Annotated in this window: 22 protein-coding genes; 18 read left to right on the top strand and 4 right to left on the bottom strand. The window is 33.5% G+C overall.

Features of this window, described 5'->3' with window-relative positions; all coding sequences use genetic code 11:
* The first annotated feature begins 7 nt into the window (after positions 1-7).
* From Q2T76_RS02510 to Q2T76_RS02520, 3 genes are read left to right on the top strand one after another with little or no spacing between them, the layout of a single operon-like run.
* Positions 8-1,363 carry a PTS transporter subunit IIC gene (locus Q2T76_RS02510; protein ID WP_302083781.1) on the top strand — a complete coding sequence of 452 codons (1,356 nt, stop codon included), beginning with the start codon at positions 8-10 and terminating at the stop codon, positions 1,361-1,363.
* Positions 1,364-1,393: 30 nt separating this feature from the next.
* Positions 1,394-1,609: a hypothetical protein gene (locus Q2T76_RS02515; RefSeq protein ID WP_302083783.1), complete on the top strand. Its 216-nt coding sequence runs from the start codon at positions 1,394-1,396 to the stop codon at positions 1,607-1,609.
* The gene (locus Q2T76_RS02520) at positions 1,609-2,409 is read left to right on the top strand and encodes a class II aldolase/adducin family protein (protein WP_302083919.1); all 801 of its coding nucleotides are present in this window, start codon (positions 1,609-1,611) and stop codon (positions 2,407-2,409) included. The genes Q2T76_RS02515 and Q2T76_RS02520 overlap by 1 nt, the downstream gene beginning before the upstream one ends.
* Positions 2,410-2,488: 79 nt before the next feature.
* Here Q2T76_RS02520 and Q2T76_RS02525 read toward each other — a convergent pair whose 3' ends face one another.
* On the bottom strand, positions 2,489-3,262 hold the full coding sequence (locus Q2T76_RS02525) for a class II aldolase/adducin family protein (protein ID WP_302083785.1): 774 nt from the start codon (positions 3,260-3,262) through the stop codon (positions 2,489-2,491).
* A gap of 118 nt (positions 3,263-3,380) precedes the next feature.
* Here Q2T76_RS02525 and Q2T76_RS02530 point away from each other — a divergent pair, with 118 nt between their 5' ends.
* From Q2T76_RS02530 to Q2T76_RS02550, 5 genes are all read left to right on the top strand, one after another.
* Entirely contained in the window at positions 3,381-4,136 is a 756-nt protein-coding gene (locus tag Q2T76_RS02530) for a DeoR/GlpR family DNA-binding transcription regulator (RefSeq protein WP_302083787.1), read from the top strand.
* Positions 4,137-4,242: 106 nt separating this feature from the next.
* Entirely contained in the window at positions 4,243-6,030 is a 1,788-nt protein-coding gene (locus Q2T76_RS02535) for an L-fucose isomerase (RefSeq protein ID WP_302083788.1), read from the top strand.
* A 12-nt stretch (positions 6,031-6,042) separates the two neighbouring features.
* Positions 6,043-7,533: a rhamnulokinase family protein gene (locus Q2T76_RS02540; protein WP_302083790.1), complete on the top strand. Its 1,491-nt coding sequence runs from the start codon at positions 6,043-6,045 to the stop codon at positions 7,531-7,533.
* A 16-nt stretch (positions 7,534-7,549) separates the two neighbouring features.
* Positions 7,550-8,893: a sugar porter family MFS transporter gene (locus Q2T76_RS02545; protein WP_302083791.1), complete on the top strand. Its 1,344-nt coding sequence runs from the start codon at positions 7,550-7,552 to the stop codon at positions 8,891-8,893.
* Complete coding sequence (locus tag Q2T76_RS02550; protein ID WP_302083793.1) at positions 8,886-9,311, top strand: RbsD/FucU family protein; 426 nt, start codon at positions 8,886-8,888, stop codon at positions 9,309-9,311. Before Q2T76_RS02545 ends, Q2T76_RS02550 begins: the two co-directional genes overlap by 8 nt.
* Positions 9,312-9,364: 53 nt before the next feature.
* On the opposite strand, the gene Q2T76_RS02555 is transcribed toward Q2T76_RS02550, so the two are convergent.
* Genes Q2T76_RS02555 through Q2T76_RS02565 form a run of 3 tightly spaced genes read right to left on the bottom strand, consistent with a single transcriptional unit; the run spans position 9,365 to position 11,856 of the window.
* The gene (locus tag Q2T76_RS02555) at positions 9,365-9,991 is read right to left on the bottom strand and encodes a copper homeostasis protein CutC (protein WP_302083795.1); all 627 of its coding nucleotides are present in this window, start codon (positions 9,989-9,991) and stop codon (positions 9,365-9,367) included.
* Between the two features lie 4 nt (positions 9,992-9,995).
* Positions 9,996-11,147: a MalY/PatB family protein gene (locus Q2T76_RS02560; RefSeq protein ID WP_302083796.1), complete on the bottom strand. Its 1,152-nt coding sequence runs from the start codon at positions 11,145-11,147 to the stop codon at positions 9,996-9,998.
* Positions 11,140-11,856, bottom strand: coding sequence for a GntR family transcriptional regulator (locus Q2T76_RS02565; protein ID WP_302083798.1), 717 nt, complete (start codon positions 11,854-11,856; stop codon positions 11,140-11,142). Before Q2T76_RS02565 ends, Q2T76_RS02560 begins: the two co-directional genes overlap by 8 nt.
* A 141-nt stretch (positions 11,857-11,997) precedes the next feature.
* On the opposite strand from Q2T76_RS02565, the gene Q2T76_RS02570 reads away from it, so the two are divergent.
* The 10 genes from Q2T76_RS02570 to Q2T76_RS02615 all read left to right on the top strand — a co-directional run bounded on the left by Q2T76_RS02570 (position 11,998) and on the right by Q2T76_RS02615 (position 18,946).
* Positions 11,998-12,402: a PTS sugar transporter subunit IIA gene (locus Q2T76_RS02570; protein ID WP_302083800.1), complete on the top strand. Its 405-nt coding sequence runs from the start codon at positions 11,998-12,000 to the stop codon at positions 12,400-12,402.
* A 2-nt stretch (positions 12,403-12,404) separates the two neighbouring features.
* A complete protein-coding gene (locus Q2T76_RS02575; protein ID WP_302083802.1) occupies positions 12,405-12,899 on the top strand; it encodes a PTS sugar transporter subunit IIB in 495 nt (164 codons plus the stop codon).
* Between the two features lie 2 nt (positions 12,900-12,901).
* Complete coding sequence (locus Q2T76_RS02580; RefSeq protein WP_302083803.1) at positions 12,902-13,702, top strand: PTS sugar transporter subunit IIC; 801 nt, start codon at positions 12,902-12,904, stop codon at positions 13,700-13,702.
* The gene (locus Q2T76_RS02585; protein WP_302083805.1) at positions 13,680-14,486 is read left to right on the top strand and encodes a PTS system mannose/fructose/sorbose family transporter subunit IID; all 807 of its coding nucleotides are present in this window, start codon (positions 13,680-13,682) and stop codon (positions 14,484-14,486) included. The genes Q2T76_RS02580 and Q2T76_RS02585 overlap by 23 nt, the downstream gene beginning before the upstream one ends.
* A 12-nt stretch (positions 14,487-14,498) precedes the next feature.
* Positions 14,499-15,200 carry an SIS domain-containing protein gene (locus tag Q2T76_RS02590; RefSeq protein ID WP_302083807.1) on the top strand — a complete coding sequence of 234 codons (702 nt, stop codon included), beginning with the start codon at positions 14,499-14,501 and terminating at the stop codon, positions 15,198-15,200.
* 11 nt (positions 15,201-15,211) lie between these two features.
* Positions 15,212-15,799 (top strand): histidine phosphatase family protein, encoded by a 588-nt coding sequence (locus tag Q2T76_RS02595; protein WP_302083809.1) that lies wholly within the window; start codon positions 15,212-15,214, stop codon positions 15,797-15,799.
* A 144-nt stretch (positions 15,800-15,943) separates the two neighbouring features.
* The gene (gene yhfZ / locus Q2T76_RS02600) at positions 15,944-16,876 is read left to right on the top strand and encodes a GntR family transcriptional regulator YhfZ (RefSeq protein ID WP_302083811.1); all 933 of its coding nucleotides are present in this window, start codon (positions 15,944-15,946) and stop codon (positions 16,874-16,876) included.
* Between the two features lie 3 nt (positions 16,877-16,879).
* Complete coding sequence (locus tag Q2T76_RS02605; protein ID WP_302083813.1) at positions 16,880-17,230, top strand: PRD domain-containing protein; 351 nt, start codon at positions 16,880-16,882, stop codon at positions 17,228-17,230.
* The gene (locus Q2T76_RS02610) at positions 17,230-17,595 is read left to right on the top strand and encodes a DUF2620 domain-containing protein (protein WP_302083814.1); all 366 of its coding nucleotides are present in this window, start codon (positions 17,230-17,232) and stop codon (positions 17,593-17,595) included. The genes Q2T76_RS02605 and Q2T76_RS02610 overlap by 1 nt, the downstream gene beginning before the upstream one ends.
* Positions 17,596-17,650: 55 nt before the next feature.
* Entirely contained in the window at positions 17,651-18,946 is a 1,296-nt protein-coding gene (locus Q2T76_RS02615) for a YhfT family protein (RefSeq protein WP_302083816.1), read from the top strand.
* Position 18,947 lies beyond the last annotated feature (1 nt).

The following is an 18,947-nucleotide window of genomic DNA, read 5'->3' on the forward strand; positions in this document are numbered from 1 at the left end:
GAAAAAAATGAGTATGAACGAAATTGTACAGATGATCCTGTCCCCTGGGGCACAGGTAGTCGTACCGATATTAATTATTATTCTAGGTCTTATTTTTAGAATGTCAGCTAAGAAAGCCGTTAAAACTGGTTCTGACTTAGTGATTGGATTTGTAGGTATGTCAATTTTGATCGGTGTATTAGTTGATCAAATCACACCAATCACTAAGCAATTAGGTAAAGTTACTGGTCTAGATTTGCCAGCAGTTGATGTTGGTTGGACTGGTGCGGCAGCTATTTCATGGGCATGGTCGCTAGCATTTGCATTTTTTGCATTAACAATAGGTATCAATATTTTAATGTTACTTTTGAAATTAACAGACACAATTAATGCCGATATGTGGAATGTTTGGGGAAAAGTTTTAACCGGATATATTGTTTACTATATGTCAGGTGGATCATATCTATGGGCTTTTGGATTAACAGCTGTTCAAGTGATAATCGAATTGAAATTAGGTGATCTATGGGAACCAACAATTAGTGACATGTTTGGCTATCAATCAACAACAACGACTCATATTGAATCATTTACAGCGGTTATTATGTATCCGGTGAATAGATTGATGGACTTTATTCCAATTTTTAATAAAGAAATTGATGCTAAATCTCTTAAAAAGAAAATTGGTTTATTATCAGAACCATGGGCAATGGGATTCATTATTGGGATGCTAATAGGGCTACTTGCTAGAATACCATTTGCACAAGTACTTAATTTCGCAACATACATGTTAGCAATCATGGCACTATTCCCGGTAGTTGCTAAATACTTCCAATCAGCACTTTCTCCTTTTGGAGCTGCAATGAGTAAGTTCATGAAAGCAAGATTTAAAAATCGTAATTTCTCGATTGGATTGGATTGGCCTATTGTGGGTCAAAGCTCAGAACTATGGGTTACTTTGACAATTAATATTATCTTTTTCATGGGTTGGGCAATGGTTCTCCCTGGAAACAAGGTATTACCATTTGCAGGAATCATTAATTACTGTTTAGGTGTTGGTGGATTGCTACTAACTGGTGGGAATTTATTAAGAATGATCGTATTAAGCTTTATCTATACACCAGTATTTCTTTACGGGGCAACATTCCTTGCTCCTATCTTGACCAATATGGGTAAATTAACAAAAGCTATTGATATTCCAAAAGGATCAATGGTTACTTGGAGTTCAATTGAAATACCCGAATTGAGAATTATTTTTGCATACATGACTCAAGGACAATGGTGGGCCTATGTCGGATTTGTCGCATTAATGGGATTATTTGCATTAATGTACAGACATATTAAGAAATCACCATTGCCATCAGAAAGATATAAAGAATTGAGTTAGGGACTTTACTTAAATAAAGGTGGAAATATGATGACAAATATTAAAAAGAAATTAGAAAATTTAAATAATATAACTTGGGATTTCATAATGCTTATTAATGTAGTTTTATTTTTAATATTTACAAGAACAGGCATTGTAATTTTGCCTTTTATTATCGGTATAAGTTGTTATTTGTTTAAAGAATATGGTTATGAAAAAAGATTCAAGAAATTGAATATGAATAGAAGGAAGAAGGCTAAACAATGATTGATGTAGGAAGAATGATTTTTGAACATGAGAGAGAAGACCTTGCCAAGGTAATTAGAGTTGTTTTTGACAGAAATGATACTAATGTCGCTGGTGGTAACTTTTCGTTTAAAGTTACTGACAGGAATGGTGACTACGGCGAAGCCGGAAAAGAATATATTCTTATGACTCCTACTATGATGTCAGAAGCATATTTCGGGAGAATTACAGCTTCACAGATATTAGTTGTAGAGCCTCACACTAGAAAAATTATTGAGGGTGAAGGAAAACTAACTAGAGAAATTAATATGCACGAAGCTGTATATGATGCAAATCCAGACATTAAGACAGTTTTCCATTCACATGCTAAAGAACAATTAGTATGGGCAACGATGGGAGTTCCACTTCCTAATTTGACTGAGGTTACTCAAAAAGTTAAGAGTATCCCTGTATTACCTTTTAGAGAAAATTGTTCAGAAGAATTAGCACAATTAGTTTCTGATAATATTAAAAAAATCGGAGACGATGCCTTGACTCACGAGTATCTTTTAAATTCACATGGCGTGTTAATTACAGTTGGTGGAAAAGGAATGTCAGGTTTGACTGCACTTCATAAAGCAGTAGCTATCGTTGATACAATGGAATATAATGCACATATTGCACTTGAGCAAACAAAGCTAATTAGAGAAGGTGTAACCGATGGTTTTTATTCTAAGGGTATCAAGTTGGGAACACTTGAAGATGTATTTGTAGATAAAAAAGCACTTTATAATGATAAATCAAATGCTGAGCTAGAAAAGATGCAACCTGAAAATAATTAGATTAAACAAATTTTAAAAAAGGATCTCAACACCAATTCATTGTGTTGAGATCCTTTTTTAATTACCTGTGTGAAGAAAATTAATATTTACTTTCGTTTGGGCGTTTGAAGTTTGTTGGGAACTCTTTGGGATAACTTTTAACATCATCTCCTGGAAGGGGAATAGATGCTAATGTTCCTGGTTTCATAGGAGTATTGGCATCTTGTCCACATGATTGTAACTCATTTAATATTCCTATTTTTTTGAAAATAGTTTGTTGATATGCAATTTTCGCATTCCATTCAAGAGTTTCTAATATTCTTGCCGCTACATGTAAATCTGTAGAGGTAATAAGAACTCCGTGGCTATTCAAAAGAAAAACATTTTCCATTGCTTTATCGCCGATATTTGATAAAGCGTTTTTTACTACATCGGCAAGTTCTTCGCTAGTCGCAGGAGCAAAGGGAAGATTTTTGATCTCTCCTAGTTCTCTAGTTGCTTCAGTTAAGTTTGGCATATCCAATCCACTAGTTGCCCAAAACATTGAATTTTCAGCGTGAGAATGATAGACACAACGTATTCCGGGATGGGTTAAATATGCTCTTTCATGCATATTTACCTCTCTTGTAACATCTCCAACACCATCGATTTTTTTATATGTGTTTCCATCAATTACTAAAATTTGAGCAGGATGTAGTTCGGAATAATATGTTTCCGACATCATAGTTGGTGTCATCAAAATGAAAGGATGACCATCCTTATCAAAGACCTTGATTGACATATTACCTCCAGCAACATTGGTGTTTTTTCGATCAAACATTTTTTGAACGGTATGTGCTAAATCTGCCCTTTCTGTTTCGAACATCATTCTCATTATATATTTCCTCCTGAACGTAGACTATAATTTAAATCAAAACAATTATAAAACGTTTTCATTGATTGTTTGTTGATTTCAAAAAAGGTGAATAAAATTCAAAAAAGGGTGAATTGTTATGGAATTTAATGATCGATTGAACACAATTTTAAAAATATTAGATAAGAAGAAACATATAAGTATAAAAGAGTTGCAAAAATTAACATATGAAAGTGAATCTACTTTGAGACGAGATTTGATAAAACTCGAGGAAGATAATAAAGTTGTCAGATCCTCAGGCTATGTTGATTTAATAAAAAAGAATGTAACTGAATTTGGTTATGATATCAGAAAAGGGAAGCAATGTAGTCAAAAAAAATACATATCCGAATTAGCAGCTGATTTTATTGGTGACAGTCAGGCTTTATTTGTTGACTCTAGTACAACCACATCATATCTAGATACTTATATTAAAAAAAAGAAGAGAATGGTTGTGGTTACAAATGGGATTAATATTGCCGCTTCACTAAATAAAAGTAGCAACGTAAGAACTTTTATTTCCGGTGGTTTTTTGAAACATTCATCTGGATCTATAGTAGGAACAACTAGTGAAGCTTTTTTTAAAGAATTTAAGGCTGATGTTGCGTTTATTTCCTGTGAAGCTATTGATGGAAATGGTGTTTACATGGCAAGTGATAATCAGTCAAGTGTAAAAAAACAAATGCTAAAAAATGCCGAATTAAATATATTAATGGCTGATAGTTCTAAGTTTATGACTAAAAATTTTTATGTTTTAAGTGATTTTTCAAGCATCGATGTAATTATTACTGACAAACGTCCTCCTCAGGAAATGATTGATATTTTGGATAATTTAAGAATTGAATTGGTTTATTGAATTGAATGAAATTCAAAAAGAATGAATTCTATTTTATTTAATTCAGAGTGAAATTAAGATAGTTAATGAAAACGCTTAATAATTTAATTTCTATGGAGGTATAAGCATGTTAGACATGAAATTTCCAAAAATAGGTATTCGTCCTACTATTGACGGTAGACGAAAAGGAATTAGAGAATCACTTGAGGATCAAACTATGCAGATGGCTAAGTCTGCAGCAAAATTAATTGAGTCGACTTTGAAATATCCTGATGGAACACCAGTTCAAACGGTTATTGCTGATCGAACAATTGGAGGAGTTAAAGAAGCGTCAGAAGCAAAAGAAAAATTTGATAAAGAAAATGTGTGTGGAACTTTAACAGTAACTCCTTGTTGGTGTTATGGAAGTGAAACTATGGATATGACTAAAGATATTCCACATGCAATTTGGGGATTTAATGGAACTGAGAGACCCGGTGCAGTTTATCTTGCCGCAGTCTTGGCAGCCCATACTCAAAAAGGTATTCCTGCTTTTGGAATATACGGTAATGATGTTCAAGATGGAGACGACACTGAAATTCCAGAAGATGTTAAAGAGAAAATAATTCGTTACGCTAAAGCAGCTTTGGCTGTTGGAATTATGAGAAATAAATCTTACTTATCAGTAGGAAATGTTGCCATGGGAATTGGTGGTTCAATTGTCAACCCTGACTTCTTTGAGGACTACCTTGGCATGAGAAATGAATATGTTGATATGAGTGAAATAGTACGTCGTTGGGATGAAACAATTTACGACGAAAAAGAATTTAAAGTAGCATTAGACTGGGCTCATAAGAATACACCTGTAGGTCCAGACATCTATAACGAGGATAACCCAGAGAAGTTCACTGATGATCAAAAAGAAGAGCAATTACAAAATGCAATCAAAATGACAATCATAATGCGTGATTTGATGGAAGGTAACTCTGAGTTAGAAAAACTTGGATTTAAAGAGGAGTCTGAAGGACATTACGCACTTGCGGCAGGATTCCAAGGGCAACGTCAATGGACTGATCATTTTCCAAATGGAGATTATATGGAAGCACTTTTGAATTCTCAATATGATTGGAGAGGAATTCATGCACCTAATATTTTAGCTACTGAAAATGATTCTCTTAATGGGGCAACAATGCTATTTAATTATTTACTAACAAACACTCCTCAAATTTTTGCTGATGTTCGTACTTATTGGAGTGCTGAAGCTGTAAAACGGGTTACAGGAACAAAATTAGAAGGGAAGCTTACTAACGGATTCTTACATCTTTCTAACTCAGGAGCACAGACACTTGATGCAACTGGACAGGAAAAAATCAATGGAGAATCAGCAATTAAGCCTTTCTATGATTTAGATGAGAAAGAGGCACAAGCAAATCTAGATAAAACTCGTTGGATTCCAGCTAATATCGGGTACTTTAGAGGTGGTGGATTCTCAAGCAACTATGTTACAGAAGGTGGAAAAGATGGAATGCCAGTAACTATGGCAAGAATTAATCTGGTTAAGGATCAAGGACCAGTTCTTCAAATTGCTGAAGGATATGCCGTTGATCTTCCGGAGAATGTATTTAATGCTGTTAATGATAGAACTGATCCAGGTTGGCCTTCAACCTTCTTTGTACCAACCTTGACAGGTGAAGGAGCATTTAAGTCAGTTTATGATGTTATGAATAATTGGGGTGCAAATCATGGAGCAATTAGTTATGGGCATATTGGTGCCGATTTAATAACTTTAGCTTCTATTTTAAGAATTCCAGTCAATATGCATAATGTAAATGACAAGGATATTTTTAGACCAAAAACTTGGGCTTCATTCGGTACAGAAGATTTAGAATCAACGGATTATAGAGCATGTAAGACGTTAGGACCATTATATAAATAAGGAGATAGTAGTATGAAAATGACAAATGCCATTGCTATCGACTTAGGTGCTAGTTCAGGAAGAATAGTATCAGGGACTTATGATGGTACTAGTTTAAAGGTTAAAGAACAGTTTAGATTTTCGAATCAACCAGTTGAAGTAAACGGTTCTTTATTTTGGGACTACTTAAAAATATTTCAAGAAATTAAATATGGTTTATCATTAGCTGAAAAAGACTTAGGTAAGATTTCCAGTATGAGTGTTGATACCTGGGGAGTAGACTTCGGTTATGTTGATAAAAATGGTAATCTGCTAAGCACTCCACATAGCTATAGAGATACTAGGGTAAATGAATACTTGAATGAATTATCCGACGTAGTTAACGATAAAGAACTTTATAAAGAAACGGGAACTATCCCCTCTTCAATTAATTCCATATTACAAATCTATTCTGATTTACAAATTAGTCCTTATTTGAAGGATGAAATATCTAAGGTTTTATTTATGCCGGATTTAATAGAATATTTTTTTAGTGGAATCGCTCAAAATGAATTTACGATTAGTTCAACAAGTGGTTTATTAAGTGCAGAAACTCGCGAGTTTGATACTGAGTTAATTAAGAAACTAGGAATGAATATCGACTGGTTTTTTAAGCCAACAGTTGGAGGGAAAATTCTTGGAAATATTTCTCAAAATATTGTTGATGAAGTTAAGCTTGATAACGATATCAAAGTAATTAGTGGGGTTGGACATGACACTGCCGCCGCAATTAGAGCTATTCCAGAATATTATCAAAACCAGAGTAATAGTATATTTATTAGCTGTGGGACATGGTCAATAATCGGAGCTATTAGCGAAAAAGTTATTAATGATGATACTGCTCTTAGTCAAGGATTAACCAATGAAGGCTGCTTTGATGGAAGAAATCGTTTGCTTAAAAATGTTACAGGCCTCTGGATTTTGCAAGAATTACAAAAAGAGTGGTCGTATAGTGGAGAAGTAGTAACTTACTCCAAAATGGTAGAAGAAGCTAAAAATACAAAATCAATAAATAGTTATATCGACGTGGATGATGAATTATTTGGGACACCAAATAATATGTCAAAAAAAATTAATAAGTATCTTGTTAAAACAAATCAAAGAGTTCCAAAGACAAGGGGCGAACTGATCTTAGTTGTGATAGAAAGTTTAGCCTTTAAATATAAAAGTATTGTCGAAAGTATAGAAAAAGTTACAGGGAGAAAATTTAAATCAATCAATATGGTTGGTGGAGGAATTCAAAACGAGCTATTAGTACAATTAACTGCAGATTTCATAGGTATTCCTGTGAATGCGGGCCCAGTTGAATCAAGTGTGATTGGAAATCTGGTAACTCAATTACAAATAATAGGTGAAGTTCATAATGATGAGATATACAACCTACTTACCAGTTCGTATGAAATCAAAAAATTTACTCCTTCTTTGAGTATTGATGACTCAAAATATGCTACTTTTCTTAATATTTCTAAACTGGATACAGAATAATTGAAGGAGTTTGTATATGGAAAATAAAATCGAGTCAAAAAAAACTGCTCCGATTGTTTATTTATTTGCCATCTTAGGTGGCTTTGCAGGATTGTTGTATGGATATGATTCTGGAGCTATTTCGCTGGCGTTACCTTCTATTACTAAACAATTTGGATTAGATGCTGGTCAAAGAGGAATGGTAGTAAGTTTCCTATTATTTGGAGCTTTACCATCAATTGTTGTGTTTACCATCTTGGAAAAAAGGATTGAACGTAGAAACGTTCTTATACTAGGCGGAGTGATCTTTATTATCGGTAGTATTCTTTCTGCGATTTCAACTTCGACGGGATTCTTGATGTTCTCAAGACTCGTGTTAGGTGTTGCAGCTGGAATTGCCAATATGTACGGATTGATTTATCTTTCTGAATTAGCTCCGGCACATATTAGAGGGTTAATGTCTTCTTTGTATCAACTAAGTGTTAACATAGGAATTCTATGTGCGTACGTTGTAGGTGCATATAATTTGCCTACTGACGACTGGAGATGGACGCTTGGTCTAGGAATAGTTCCGGCTGCAATTTTTACCGTTGGTATGTTAATTAGCCCTCAAAGTCCTAGATGGCTATTGCGTGATGGAAATGAAAAAAAAGCCCGGCTTATACTTATGAAAACTAGAACTTCAAAAGAAGAAGTTGAGGCTGAAATTGTTGATATTAATGATGGGTTAAAAAAACAAGAAGCAGGATTGAAAGAGTTGTTTGGGAAATTTAAACCTGCTATGACAATGTTGTTTATTCTTACATTTTTGCAGGTATTTACAGGAATAAATGCAGCTGTATATTATGCTCCAGAAATTTTCCATAACTTAGGAATGCCAAATTCTAGTATAATTGCTGATTTTGGAGTTGGTAGTGCCCTTGTTGTATCAACATTAATTTCTTTACCTTTCATTGATCGAATGGGGAGAAAAAAACTATTGGAGATAAGTTTAGCGGGACAAGCAGTTCCAGCTGTAGTGCTTTGTCTATGGTCAACTAATGCCACCGTGGCTATTGTTGCAATCTTTCTATATGTATTTATGTTTGGTTTTGGTTTAGGACCAGTATTTTGGTCCTACGTGCCGGAAATTTTACCCCTCAAAGCAAGAGCTATGGGGATGGGTGTAATAACTTTTACACAGTACTTGTTGAATGCAGTCTTATCTTTAATATTCCCAGTAATACTTGAAATGATGGGAATAAATGTTTTCTATATTTTTGCACTACTATCACTATTAGGAGCATGGTATATTCATGAATTTGTGCTAGAAACAAAAGGAAGAACTTTAGAGGATATAGAAAAATACTGGATAGAAAAGGCGGATAAGAAAAATGCTTAATAAAATTCCCAAAGTATTGTCTCCGGAAATTGTTAAATTTCTTATGGAAATGGGTCATGGAGATGAGGTTCTAATATGTGATGCAAACTATCCCGCAAAGACAAACGGAAATATTGTTTTAAGAGCGGATGGTGTCAGCTCAGTAGAACTTTTGAAAGGTGTTTTGGAGGTATTGCCCTTAGACGGCTATTCAGATTATCAAGGAATTCTTATGGAGGTTGTTCCAGGTGATCCACCAGCGCCAGAAGTGTGGAAAGAGTATGAAGAAACGATAGTAAAATCGTTCCCTAACGCTAAAATTAAAAAAATTGAAAGACAAAAATTTTATGATTATTCTAAAACCTGTCTTGGAATAATACAGTCAGGAGAAGAAAGGTTATACGGGAACTTGATCATAAGAAAAGGTGTAGTGAAATAAATATTTAATACAAAAAAGGTCGCTCATTAATACTAAGAGCGACCTTTTTTGTATTAAACTATGTGCGTTCCGTGTGCCTGCTGGGATCCAATTAGGTTACATATTTGATTTACATTGTGCGAGTTAATGCCACCACCTGGTAGAATTTCAAGAGTATTGTTTGACATGGAAATCATTTCTCTAAGATAGTCTATATCCAAATTTCCTGAATAAGGTGTTCCATGGGAAAGAATTCTATTAAATCTTAAATTATTAAGCTGTTCCATCGCCTTTTTATGGTGCTTTCTATCAATTTCGTCAAAAGCCATATGAAACACCAGTTCTTTATTTTTTATATTCTTTGTCAAAAAATCTATAGAATTAAAATCTAATTCATGATTTTCAGAAATTACGCCAAGGGCGAAACCATCTACATTAATGGATGATAAAAAATTAATATCTTCTTTCATTACGTCCAGTTCGTTTTTGGAGTAAACAAAGTTACCTCCACGAGGGCGAATCATGGCAATTACTTTCACATTTTTGCTATGACAATAATCAACTGCCATTTTAGCGGTACCGATTGCGGGAGTTGTGCCACCTTCTGCTAAGTTAGAATTAAGTTCAATTCTGTTAGCTCCTGAATCAACAGCGGTTTTTAAAGCTTCAAAATCTGCAACACATGCTTCTTTTAAGATCATTTTACTACTCCTTAAGAATTGAATTTAGAATATCAATTGAAGTTAAAATGTTAGATTTTTGAGTACCTATATTTATTCTAAAGAATCCCTTTCCATTTTCTCCAAAGTCAATTCCGAGTTGAATACCAAGACCTGCTTGAACACACTTATCATAAAAATAGTTATCGTTTTCAAACTGATCTGGAATTTTTATGAATAGTAAGAAAGTACTTTGTGAGGGGAGTATTTTATATTCACTATTTAATAAATCATGATAGATTTTTATGTTATTAAGTAAATATTTTTTTAAATCATTAACATAATTCAGTCCATTTGAATAAGCTGAAATTGAAGCTTGAATTGCAATTGTATTCATTTTAGGATAACTAAATTTGTCCCTTTGTCCGAGGAAACTCTGTTGTAGATTATCGTTTGAAAATATAACAAAACTAGATTTTAATCCAGCAATATTAAATGTTTTGGTTGGTCCAGATAAAACTGCCATATTTACCTTTTTTGAGAAGAAGTTAACTAAAGAAACGAAATTATTATTGAAAACTAAATCACTGTGAATCTCATCGCTAATAATTGGAAGATTGTATTTTTCAGCTAGATTGACTATACTCTGCAATTCGCTTCTAGACCAGACCTTTCCACCTGGATTATGAGGATTGCACAGTAGAAGAAGTTTAGGATTTTTACTAATAATTAACTTCTCTAATTCTGTAAAATTAATTTTAAAAGTGTTCTTAAAATCGTAAGTTAGATTATAGAACATAGGTTTTCTGTCTGTTTTTTCAACTGTTTTAAAAAACGGGAAGTATATTGGATTAAAAATAAGAACATTGTCATTTGGTTTGGTAAGAATTCTTATTAATATATTCATTGAAGACATAACGGTTGAATTATCAATAATAGGGAAATGTGAAATGTCGTCATTGTGATATTTTAAATACCATTTATTAATTGACTTAAAAAAATCATCTGGAACATAGCTGTATCCAATGGGTGAGGATTTTATTCGCTTTATGAGATCATTGATAATTGTTTGATCAGTCATAAAGTCAGTGTCGGCGACCCACATCGGCAAAACTGGGGCACCAAAGTATTGCATTCGTAGGTCCCATTTTTCACAATTTGTATTTTCTCTGTCTACAGGATTGTTAAAATTAATCATTTTTCAAACCATCCTTTACTAATTTTTGCTTGAAGAATTCAGGTTTAGTGTAAGAAATGATGTATTCTAAAACGTTGTCAGAATAACCGTTAAAAGTGATGCGTTCATGCCGAACAAGAAAACTAGGATTAGAATATTCAAAATGATTTAAAACGAAGGAATCTGTAATTTTTTCAACCGTATTAATCTGTTGGTATGAAAGACGATAAGGATTAATATCAAAGTCACTTTGAAATCTTTTATAAATGGATTCGTAATTATTTGGACTACTTAATTTTTCTTCTTTAATGAATTCAGATGGAATGTAAGAAATGAAGAGGTCCGAAATTGTACTACTTGTGGTTCTTGTGCGGACAATTTTATAATAAAAATCTTTACAATTTAACTTTTTTAAAATATTGGAATCATTCTCTTTAGAAATTGAAAGGACTTTGGAAGTCGTATTTGAGGTTGAAGTGGTTGCTAAATCGGAAACGCGCAATACTTCATCAAAATTATTTTTTGACCGGAATGAACCTTTTCCTCGAAACCTTTCTACTAACCCCATTTCAACAAGTTTATTTAAAACTCTGACTGAAGTAGTAGAACTTACTCCATATATTTCTTGAATATCAGCTTCACTATAAAATTTACTTCCTTTTTCAAAAAAATTGAGGGAGATTTTTTTAAGTAAGTCGTCCATTATTATTTGATATTTTGAATTTGCCATAGACAGTCCTCCACTATTTGATTTTAGCAACATTAACGTGTTAAGTCAATCGTATTATGAAAGCGCTTGCAATTATGGATACGAGGTGTTATATTCTTGTTGTTAACAAGTTAACACATTAACTTAGAAGGAGGGTTCAATTTGAATTATATAGTCTGTTCACACGGTGATTATGCTAAAGCTAGTATTGAAAGTTGTGAAATGATTACTGGTGAGTTAAAGAATTTTTATGCTTATTCTTTTGATGGTGATAAAAATATTGAAAATGTATCGAAAGATTTTTTGGAAATTATTAGAAATAATCATTTGAAATTTGAGGAAACAATTTTTCTAACGGATTTAAAATCAGGAACTCCAAATAATGCTGCAGTTTATATTGCTAATCAATATGCTATAGCAGGTATATATACGGGGACTTCTCTTAGCGATTTAGTGTTTATTGCTATGGGAGAAAATGTTGATTCAGTGTTCGAGCTTAAAGCTGAAAATACTGGAAAGATAAATCTATTAAATTTATCTGAAGAAGAGGAAGAGGAGGAAGAATAACTATGTCGCAAGAATCGCTAGGAATAAAAAATATCAGAATTGACGAAAGATTGATACACGGACAAGTTGCTACTATGTGGACCAACAGTTTAAAGGCAACTCGAATAATGGTTGTAGATGATGAAGTTGTCAAAAATGATATTGAGAAGATGGCTCTTAAGACGGCTGTTCCTTCTGGGATAAAACTTAGTATTTTAACTGCAAAAGGTGCAGCTGAGCGAATTATGAATGGAAACTATGAAGAGCAAAGAGTTTTCTTACTTACTAAATCTCCGAAGCCACTTGTCGATCTTGTAAAAAATGGTGTACCGATTGAAAAAGTTAATGTGGGAAATATGTCTTCAAAAGAGAATTCGAAACAAGTTAAAAAGTCAGTTAGTGTAACACCGAGTGATATTGATAATTTTAAAATTTTGGATGAAGCTGGAGTGGAATTGGTAGCTCAAATGGTGCCAACCGAAGATCCGGTTAACTTTATGAAATTAATGGAGGAATAGACATGCATATAGAAGTTTGGCAGATCATATTATTAACTTTGCTAGCGTTTTGGATGATTATTGACCAATTAACAGTTGTTGTATTAGGTAATTATCCTTTATTAGTTGGACTTGTTGCTGGAATTATCATGGGTGATATTAAAACGGGTCTTGCAGTTGGTGGTACCTTGCAATTAATGGTTCTAGGTGTTGGTACATACGGTGGTGCCAGTGTTCCTGATTTTTTGACCGGGGCGGTAGTTGGAACTGCTTTTGCTGTCGCTAGTGGCAAAGGATTAGACTTTGCGATTGGATTAGCTGTGCCTGTTGGATTATTGATGGTTCAGCTTGACGTTTTAGCACGATTTACTAATACGTTTTTCCTACATCGTGTAGATAAAAATATTAATTTAAATAATACCAAGGGTGTTGAAAGAAATATTATTTATGGAGCATTACCTTGGGGATTGTCCCGCGCAATTCCTGTTCTTTTAATGCTAACTCTCGGTAGCAAAGTGGTTGATGTAATTATTAATAAAATGCCAGAATGGTTGACTGATGGATTAAAAGTTGCTGGTGGTGTATTACCAGTTGTAGGTATTGCTATTTTATTGAGATACTTGCCAACCAAAAAATTCTTTTCATATTTAATTGTTGGTTTTGTATTGGCAGCATATATAAAAGTTCCGATGTTAGGAGTTGCCTTAATTGGGCTTGCAATGGGGCTTGTTTATTACAATAGTAGAAAAGATGGTGTTAAAGGTACTGTGGCTGTAGGATCTGAAAGTGAGGTAGCGACTGATGATGACGAATACGAAGATTAGTAAAGAAAAAGCAAAAGAATTACATAGAGCTAACAGAAGATGGCTTTGGGGTAGTCAAATTTGCTGGAATTATGAACGAATGATGTCTACAGGATTTTTATATGCTGTTTTACCAACTTTACAAAAATTATATAAAGATCAAGAACTCGTGGATATGATGAATGTTCATAACCAATTTTTTAATACTAACCCATTTGTTGGGCCATTAATTGTTGGTATGGATATTGCTATTGAAGAAAAAGAAGGTAGTAAGGCAAAAGAAACAGTTGCTGGATTAAAAACTGGACTTATGGGTCCCTTTGCAGGAATCGGAGATACTCTGTTCGGAGTTATTTTACCAACGATTCTAGGATCGATTGGGGCCTATATGGCGCTTAAAGGGAATGTAACCGGTGCAGTACTCTGGATTTTAGTAAATTTCGCAGTTATTTTTATCCGTTACCCACTGTTAAGACTAGGGTATCAACAAGGAGCGAAATTGGTTAATGAGTATGGTGAGAGACTAAACCTTTTAACCGATTCGGCTATTCTTCTAGGAATGACGGTGGTTGGAGCGCTAATACCAACTGTAGTCAATGCTACTGTCCCCTTTGTTTATCATTCAGGAAAAGTAACTTTAAAAATGCAATCAATGCTAGATCAAATCATGCCTAGTTTAGTTCCGGCATTGTTAGTATTTTTAGTTTATTGGTTATTAGGAAAACCAAAAGTTACATCAACAAAAATGATTCTGTTTGTTTTAGTTCTTTCAATTGTATTGAGTGCATTTAAAATTTTAGGATAGAGGAAATTACTTATGTTGAAGTTTTTTAAAAAAATCGAACAATTATCAAAAGTTTTAGAAGAAAAAGAAGCAGGTCATATTCATGATGCTGCTAAAATTGTGGCAGATGGAATTATGAATGGAGGAATTACCCAAGCATTTGGTAGTGGACATTCATATGCTGCTGCGATTGAAGTGAGTGGCCGTGCTGGCGGATTAATACCTTCGAAAGTGATTAATGACCCAGCTGGTGGGTATTACGAGCAGTATGAAGGAGTTGGAACTCATCTAATGCATAGGGTTAAGCTTGATAAAAATGATGTACTGTTCCTGATATCTAATTCGGGAAGAAATCCGATGATTTTAGAAATTGCAGAAATTGCCAAAAAAGTAGGATGTAAAATAATTGTTGTTACTGCTTTGGAATCTTCTAAGGAGTCAACTTCTAGATCATCACTAGGAACTTTATTGTATCAATATGGTGATGTTGTTTTAGATAATCATTCTGAATTTGGAGACGCTGCACTTTCTGTTGATGGTTTAGACACAAAAGTTTGTGGAACCTCTTCAGCTGCGGCTGTTTTACTACTTCAACAGGTTATATATGAAGCCGTTGAAATAATGGTAAGTAAAGGATTCAACCCGCCAGTATACAAGAGTGCGAATATTGATGGAGGACCAGAGTTTAACGAAGCTCTTGAAGATAAATATGCTGATCGGATTTTTCATATATAATGGATGTATTTTTGATAAGACATGGAAGAACTGAGTTTAACGGTAGAGAATTATTTCAAGGTGGAGGCACCAATTCTAATCTAAACGAGATAGGGAAAGAACAAGCTCGATTATCTTCAGAACAAATTAAAAAAGCTTTGCCGGATAAATATGAAGTGATTTGTAGTCCTCTTATAAGAACTAGCCAGACATTGGAATTACTGAACTTGGATGCAACTAGTATAGTTTTTGATGATAGATTAAAAGAAATAAATTTTGGTATTTGGGAAGGAAAATCTTTAAAAGAGGTAAAAGAAAAATTTCCTAAAGAAGTTAAAGACTATTATAATGATGAACTTAATGTGAGCATTCCTGAAGGTGAGTCAATTTTTATTGTGGTTAATCGAGTAGAGGAATTATTAAAAGAATTAGCCTTAAGGAATATTAAGAATGTTGTTCTGATAACGCATGGAAACATTATTTCATTGATGTTAAGCAAATTAATGATCTCTAATGAGTTTGAAAGAGTTTTTAAAGTTCCTGATAACGTTTCGTTAAGCAAAATCGAATACTCAAATAAAAAAATAACGCTAGATTTTTTTAACAGAGTCTATTATTAAAAGTGACCCGGAAGGGTCGCTTTTTTTAGCGAAATTAAGTAAGTTAATTAAAACTATTGACTTAAGTAAGTTTAGAGAATATTATGAAATTAAAGCGTGAAAGCGCTTTAATATACAAAATTTTGTATATTTGGAGGTTTTCTTATGAATGAAAAAAATTATAGAAAGGAGAGCTTAGCGGTAATATATCTTGCTAAAAGATTTTTGGATCTCACGGTAGGCAGCCGCATACCATCTATTGACGAATTAACAGCCGATAGTGAATTTTCTAGGGGGACAATTCAGAATGGATTGACCACGTTGAAAGAAGAAAAAGCAATTACAATTAAATCTCATGGCTATCAAGGTAGCGTTCTTGTTAATTTGGACAGATTAAAATTACTAAAATATACGGACTTTGACTTTTTGGTTGGTTCAATGCCATTGCCTTATACAAAAAAGTATGAAGGATTGGCTGGAGCTATATACAAATATTTTAGAGCTAATGAAATTAATTTTAATATGGCATATGTTAATGGTTCGGTAAACAGAGTACAGGGGTTGCTAGATAATCGATTTAATTTTTCGATAGTTTCGGAGCTGAGTGCTGATTTTTTTATCAGCAAGTATCCAGAACTTGAAAAAAGTCTAATTCTTGATAAAGAAACGTTTGTCTCAGAACATATTTTAATGGTTACTCAAGGAATTAAAAATGGAATTAAAGAAATTAAAAAAGTAGGTATTGACAATAGTTCTGAAGATTTTCGAGTTTTAACAAAATTAGTCTTCGACAATAGAGAAGTTGAATATGAAGAGATTCCATATAATCAAATAGTTGAAAAAGTAAGACTTGGTGAAGTAGATGCGGCAATTTGGAATAAAGACGAGTTGATCGCACGAAATAATCCGTGTGATTTTATTAATTTAAAAAAGTTTTCAGTTCCAGATGAAGTTATTGAAAAAGCAAATAGTGCAGTCTTTTTAACAAAAGCAAGTGACAAGTATGTTGGAAATACTTTGAGACTTTTAATGAAGAAACAAAGTTTGAAAAAGTTTCAAGAAAGTGTAGAAAACGAAGAAATATTACCAGAATATTAATTTATGCAGAGTGAAACAAAAGTTAAACTAAATATTCTTAAAGATAATAATTTATTATCGGAGCAAGAATATGAAGTTATAAAAAGAACAGATGAGTACTTTGATCAGTTAAATTTAAACGAAGATAGAGACATGTTTTTGATTCATTTTTCTTCAGCACTTCATAGACTAGATAGCGAAGAGAAAATTGATGAAATGCCTAAGATTATGATTGATGAAATTGAAAAAAATTCCAAATACGATAATGCAAAAAAAATTATAGAATCCGTTTTGGAAGAAAATAAAGTTACTTTATCAAATACAGAAGTGAATTATTTATTACTTCACATCCTGAATATATTGGAGAAAAAATAATGGCATACAAACTTGTGGTTGGTGGACAACTAAATAAAGATGAAATTGCAAAACAGATTAAAGAATTAAGCACGCAAGAAATTACTGTTGACGTAAAATCTGATTTAGATGCAGCAATGGCTGTTAAGAACGGTGATTATGACTACTATGTAGGTGCATGTGAAACTGGTGCTGGTGGAGCTTTAGCAATGGCAACAGCATTGATTGGATCAGATAAAACAGTTACCGTGGCTTCTCCAAGTAAAATGTTGGATGAAGATGAAATTATTAATGAAATAAATAATGGAAAGGTTGCATTTGGCTTTACTGCGAATACTACCGATTCAGTATTACCGGCAATTGTAAAAGGATTGGATAATAAGTAGAAATTGTTTTACTTAAATATACAAAATATTGTATTTTGATACGGAGGATAGAAAAATGGATCATTTAGCAATTATTAATTACGTGATTATTGCGTTAGTTGGTGGATTTGGGGCAATTTTAGCAAATAAAGGAATTGCAGTATTTAATGATGGGTTAAGACCAATCATGCCAGAATACTTTGAAGGAAAAATTAGTCGAAAAGAATTAGCTGCAAGTAGTTTTGCAGTTAGTTTTGGGTTGGTTATTGGATTTGGAATACCTGTCTCCATTGGAACGACTATTTTAGTGGCACATAGCATTTTACTAGCCGCAGATATTATTGGGACATCAACCCCTAATAATAAAATTGGAGTGGCATTATCAGGAGTAATTGGTGCTGTATATGGTGTGGGATTAATGTTTGGACTTTCTTTCATTGTTCAAATGTTTAGTAAATTACCGGTAGACTTTTTGCCAGGATTGAGTTTGCTTGGTGGACCGATTCTTTTGGCATTCTGTGCTTTTCCAGCTGTTGCTGTTGCAAGCCAACACAATGGTAAACGTGGAATTGTAACTTTTGTTTTGACTTTTGTTACATTCATTCTTACTGACAAGTTTGGTACTTTCAATGTTGGAGACTACAAAATTACATTGAATTCAATTGGTATGGCTCTATTAGTTGCTATGATTTGTATGATTTATTTTGCAGCAAAAGTGCAAGAAACTGGTGATGGAAATAACAGTGCATTAGTTAATGTTTTTGGTGAACGTGTATCCAGAATTAAAAAGAATTGGATTTGGTTAAGTATTGAAGGAGGCTTAATCACAGCTGCCTCAAGTTTACTTATTTTAGCTGTAGATGTTTTGCCTCAACAATTGTTGGTTAAAGATCAAGTTACTGCAGCGTTAATTGCAACTTTAGCTCGCGCTGTTGGGTTTATTCCTTTGGTATTTTCAACTGCTATTGTAACAGGTGTTTACGGTATGGCTGGAACGACTATCATTTTTGGAATTGGATTGGCACTACAAGGTCATCCATTTATTGCTTTTGTAGCAGGATTTATTTGGATGTTTGCTGAAGTTCAACTACTTGGAGTTACTGCGAAAGGACTAGATAAATTCCCTGGACTTAGAGATATGGGGGAACATATTCGTGACTCGCTATCTCAAACTATCTCGGTAGCTCTTTTAATTGGTGCGGCAATCGCATGTAATAAGATGGCACCAACTCTAGGATATTTCTGGATAGTTGGATTCTATCTAATTAATAAGCAAATGAAAAAGCCTTTAGTAGAGATGGCGGTAGGGCCTATTGCTGCAATTGCTTTAGGAATTTTACTTAACGTTTTACGATTAATTCAACTTTACTAGG

Origin of the sequence: Lactobacillus sp. YT155 (assembly GCF_030504545.1) — a bacterium.
Lineage (GTDB): Bacteria > Bacillota > Bacilli > Lactobacillales > Lactobacillaceae > BQUT01.

Coding starts and splice junctions, on each gene's coding strand:
- Q2T76_RS02510 (WP_302083781.1), top strand. CDS start 8: ATGAGTATGAACGAAATTGTACAGATGATCCTGTCCCCTGGGGCACAG.
- Q2T76_RS02575 (WP_302083802.1), top strand. CDS start 12,405: ATGTCGCAAGAATCGCTAGGAATAAAAAATATCAGAATTGACGAAAGA.
- Q2T76_RS02555 (WP_302083795.1), bottom strand. CDS start 9,991: ATGATCTTAAAAGAAGCATGTGTTGCAGATTTTGAAGCTTTAAAAACC.
- Q2T76_RS02560 (WP_302083796.1), bottom strand. CDS start 11,147: ATGATTAATTTTAACAATCCTGTAGACAGAGAAAATACAAATTGTGAA.
- Q2T76_RS02525 (WP_302083785.1), bottom strand. CDS start 3,262: ATGAGAATGATGTTCGAAACAGAAAGGGCAGATTTAGCACATACCGTT.
- Q2T76_RS02590 (WP_302083807.1), top strand. CDS start 14,499: ATGTTGAAGTTTTTTAAAAAAATCGAACAATTATCAAAAGTTTTAGAA.
- Q2T76_RS02580 (WP_302083803.1), top strand. CDS start 12,902: ATGCATATAGAAGTTTGGCAGATCATATTATTAACTTTGCTAGCGTTT.
- Q2T76_RS02530 (WP_302083787.1), top strand. CDS start 3,381: ATGGAATTTAATGATCGATTGAACACAATTTTAAAAATATTAGATAAG.
- Q2T76_RS02550 (WP_302083793.1), top strand. CDS start 8,886: ATGCTTAATAAAATTCCCAAAGTATTGTCTCCGGAAATTGTTAAATTT.
- Q2T76_RS02610 (WP_302083814.1), top strand. CDS start 17,230: ATGGCATACAAACTTGTGGTTGGTGGACAACTAAATAAAGATGAAATT.
- Q2T76_RS02545 (WP_302083791.1), top strand. CDS start 7,550: ATGGAAAATAAAATCGAGTCAAAAAAAACTGCTCCGATTGTTTATTTA.
- yhfZ (WP_302083811.1), top strand. CDS start 15,944: ATGAATGAAAAAAATTATAGAAAGGAGAGCTTAGCGGTAATATATCTT.
- Q2T76_RS02605 (WP_302083813.1), top strand. CDS start 16,880: ATGCAGAGTGAAACAAAAGTTAAACTAAATATTCTTAAAGATAATAAT.
- Q2T76_RS02535 (WP_302083788.1), top strand. CDS start 4,243: ATGTTAGACATGAAATTTCCAAAAATAGGTATTCGTCCTACTATTGAC.
- Q2T76_RS02540 (WP_302083790.1), top strand. CDS start 6,043: ATGAAAATGACAAATGCCATTGCTATCGACTTAGGTGCTAGTTCAGGA.
- Q2T76_RS02585 (WP_302083805.1), top strand. CDS start 13,680: ATGATGACGAATACGAAGATTAGTAAAGAAAAAGCAAAAGAATTACAT.
- Q2T76_RS02565 (WP_302083798.1), bottom strand. CDS start 11,856: ATGGCAAATTCAAAATATCAAATAATAATGGACGACTTACTTAAAAAA.
- Q2T76_RS02515 (WP_302083783.1), top strand. CDS start 1,394: ATGACAAATATTAAAAAGAAATTAGAAAATTTAAATAATATAACTTGG.
- Q2T76_RS02615 (WP_302083816.1), top strand. CDS start 17,651: ATGGATCATTTAGCAATTATTAATTACGTGATTATTGCGTTAGTTGGT.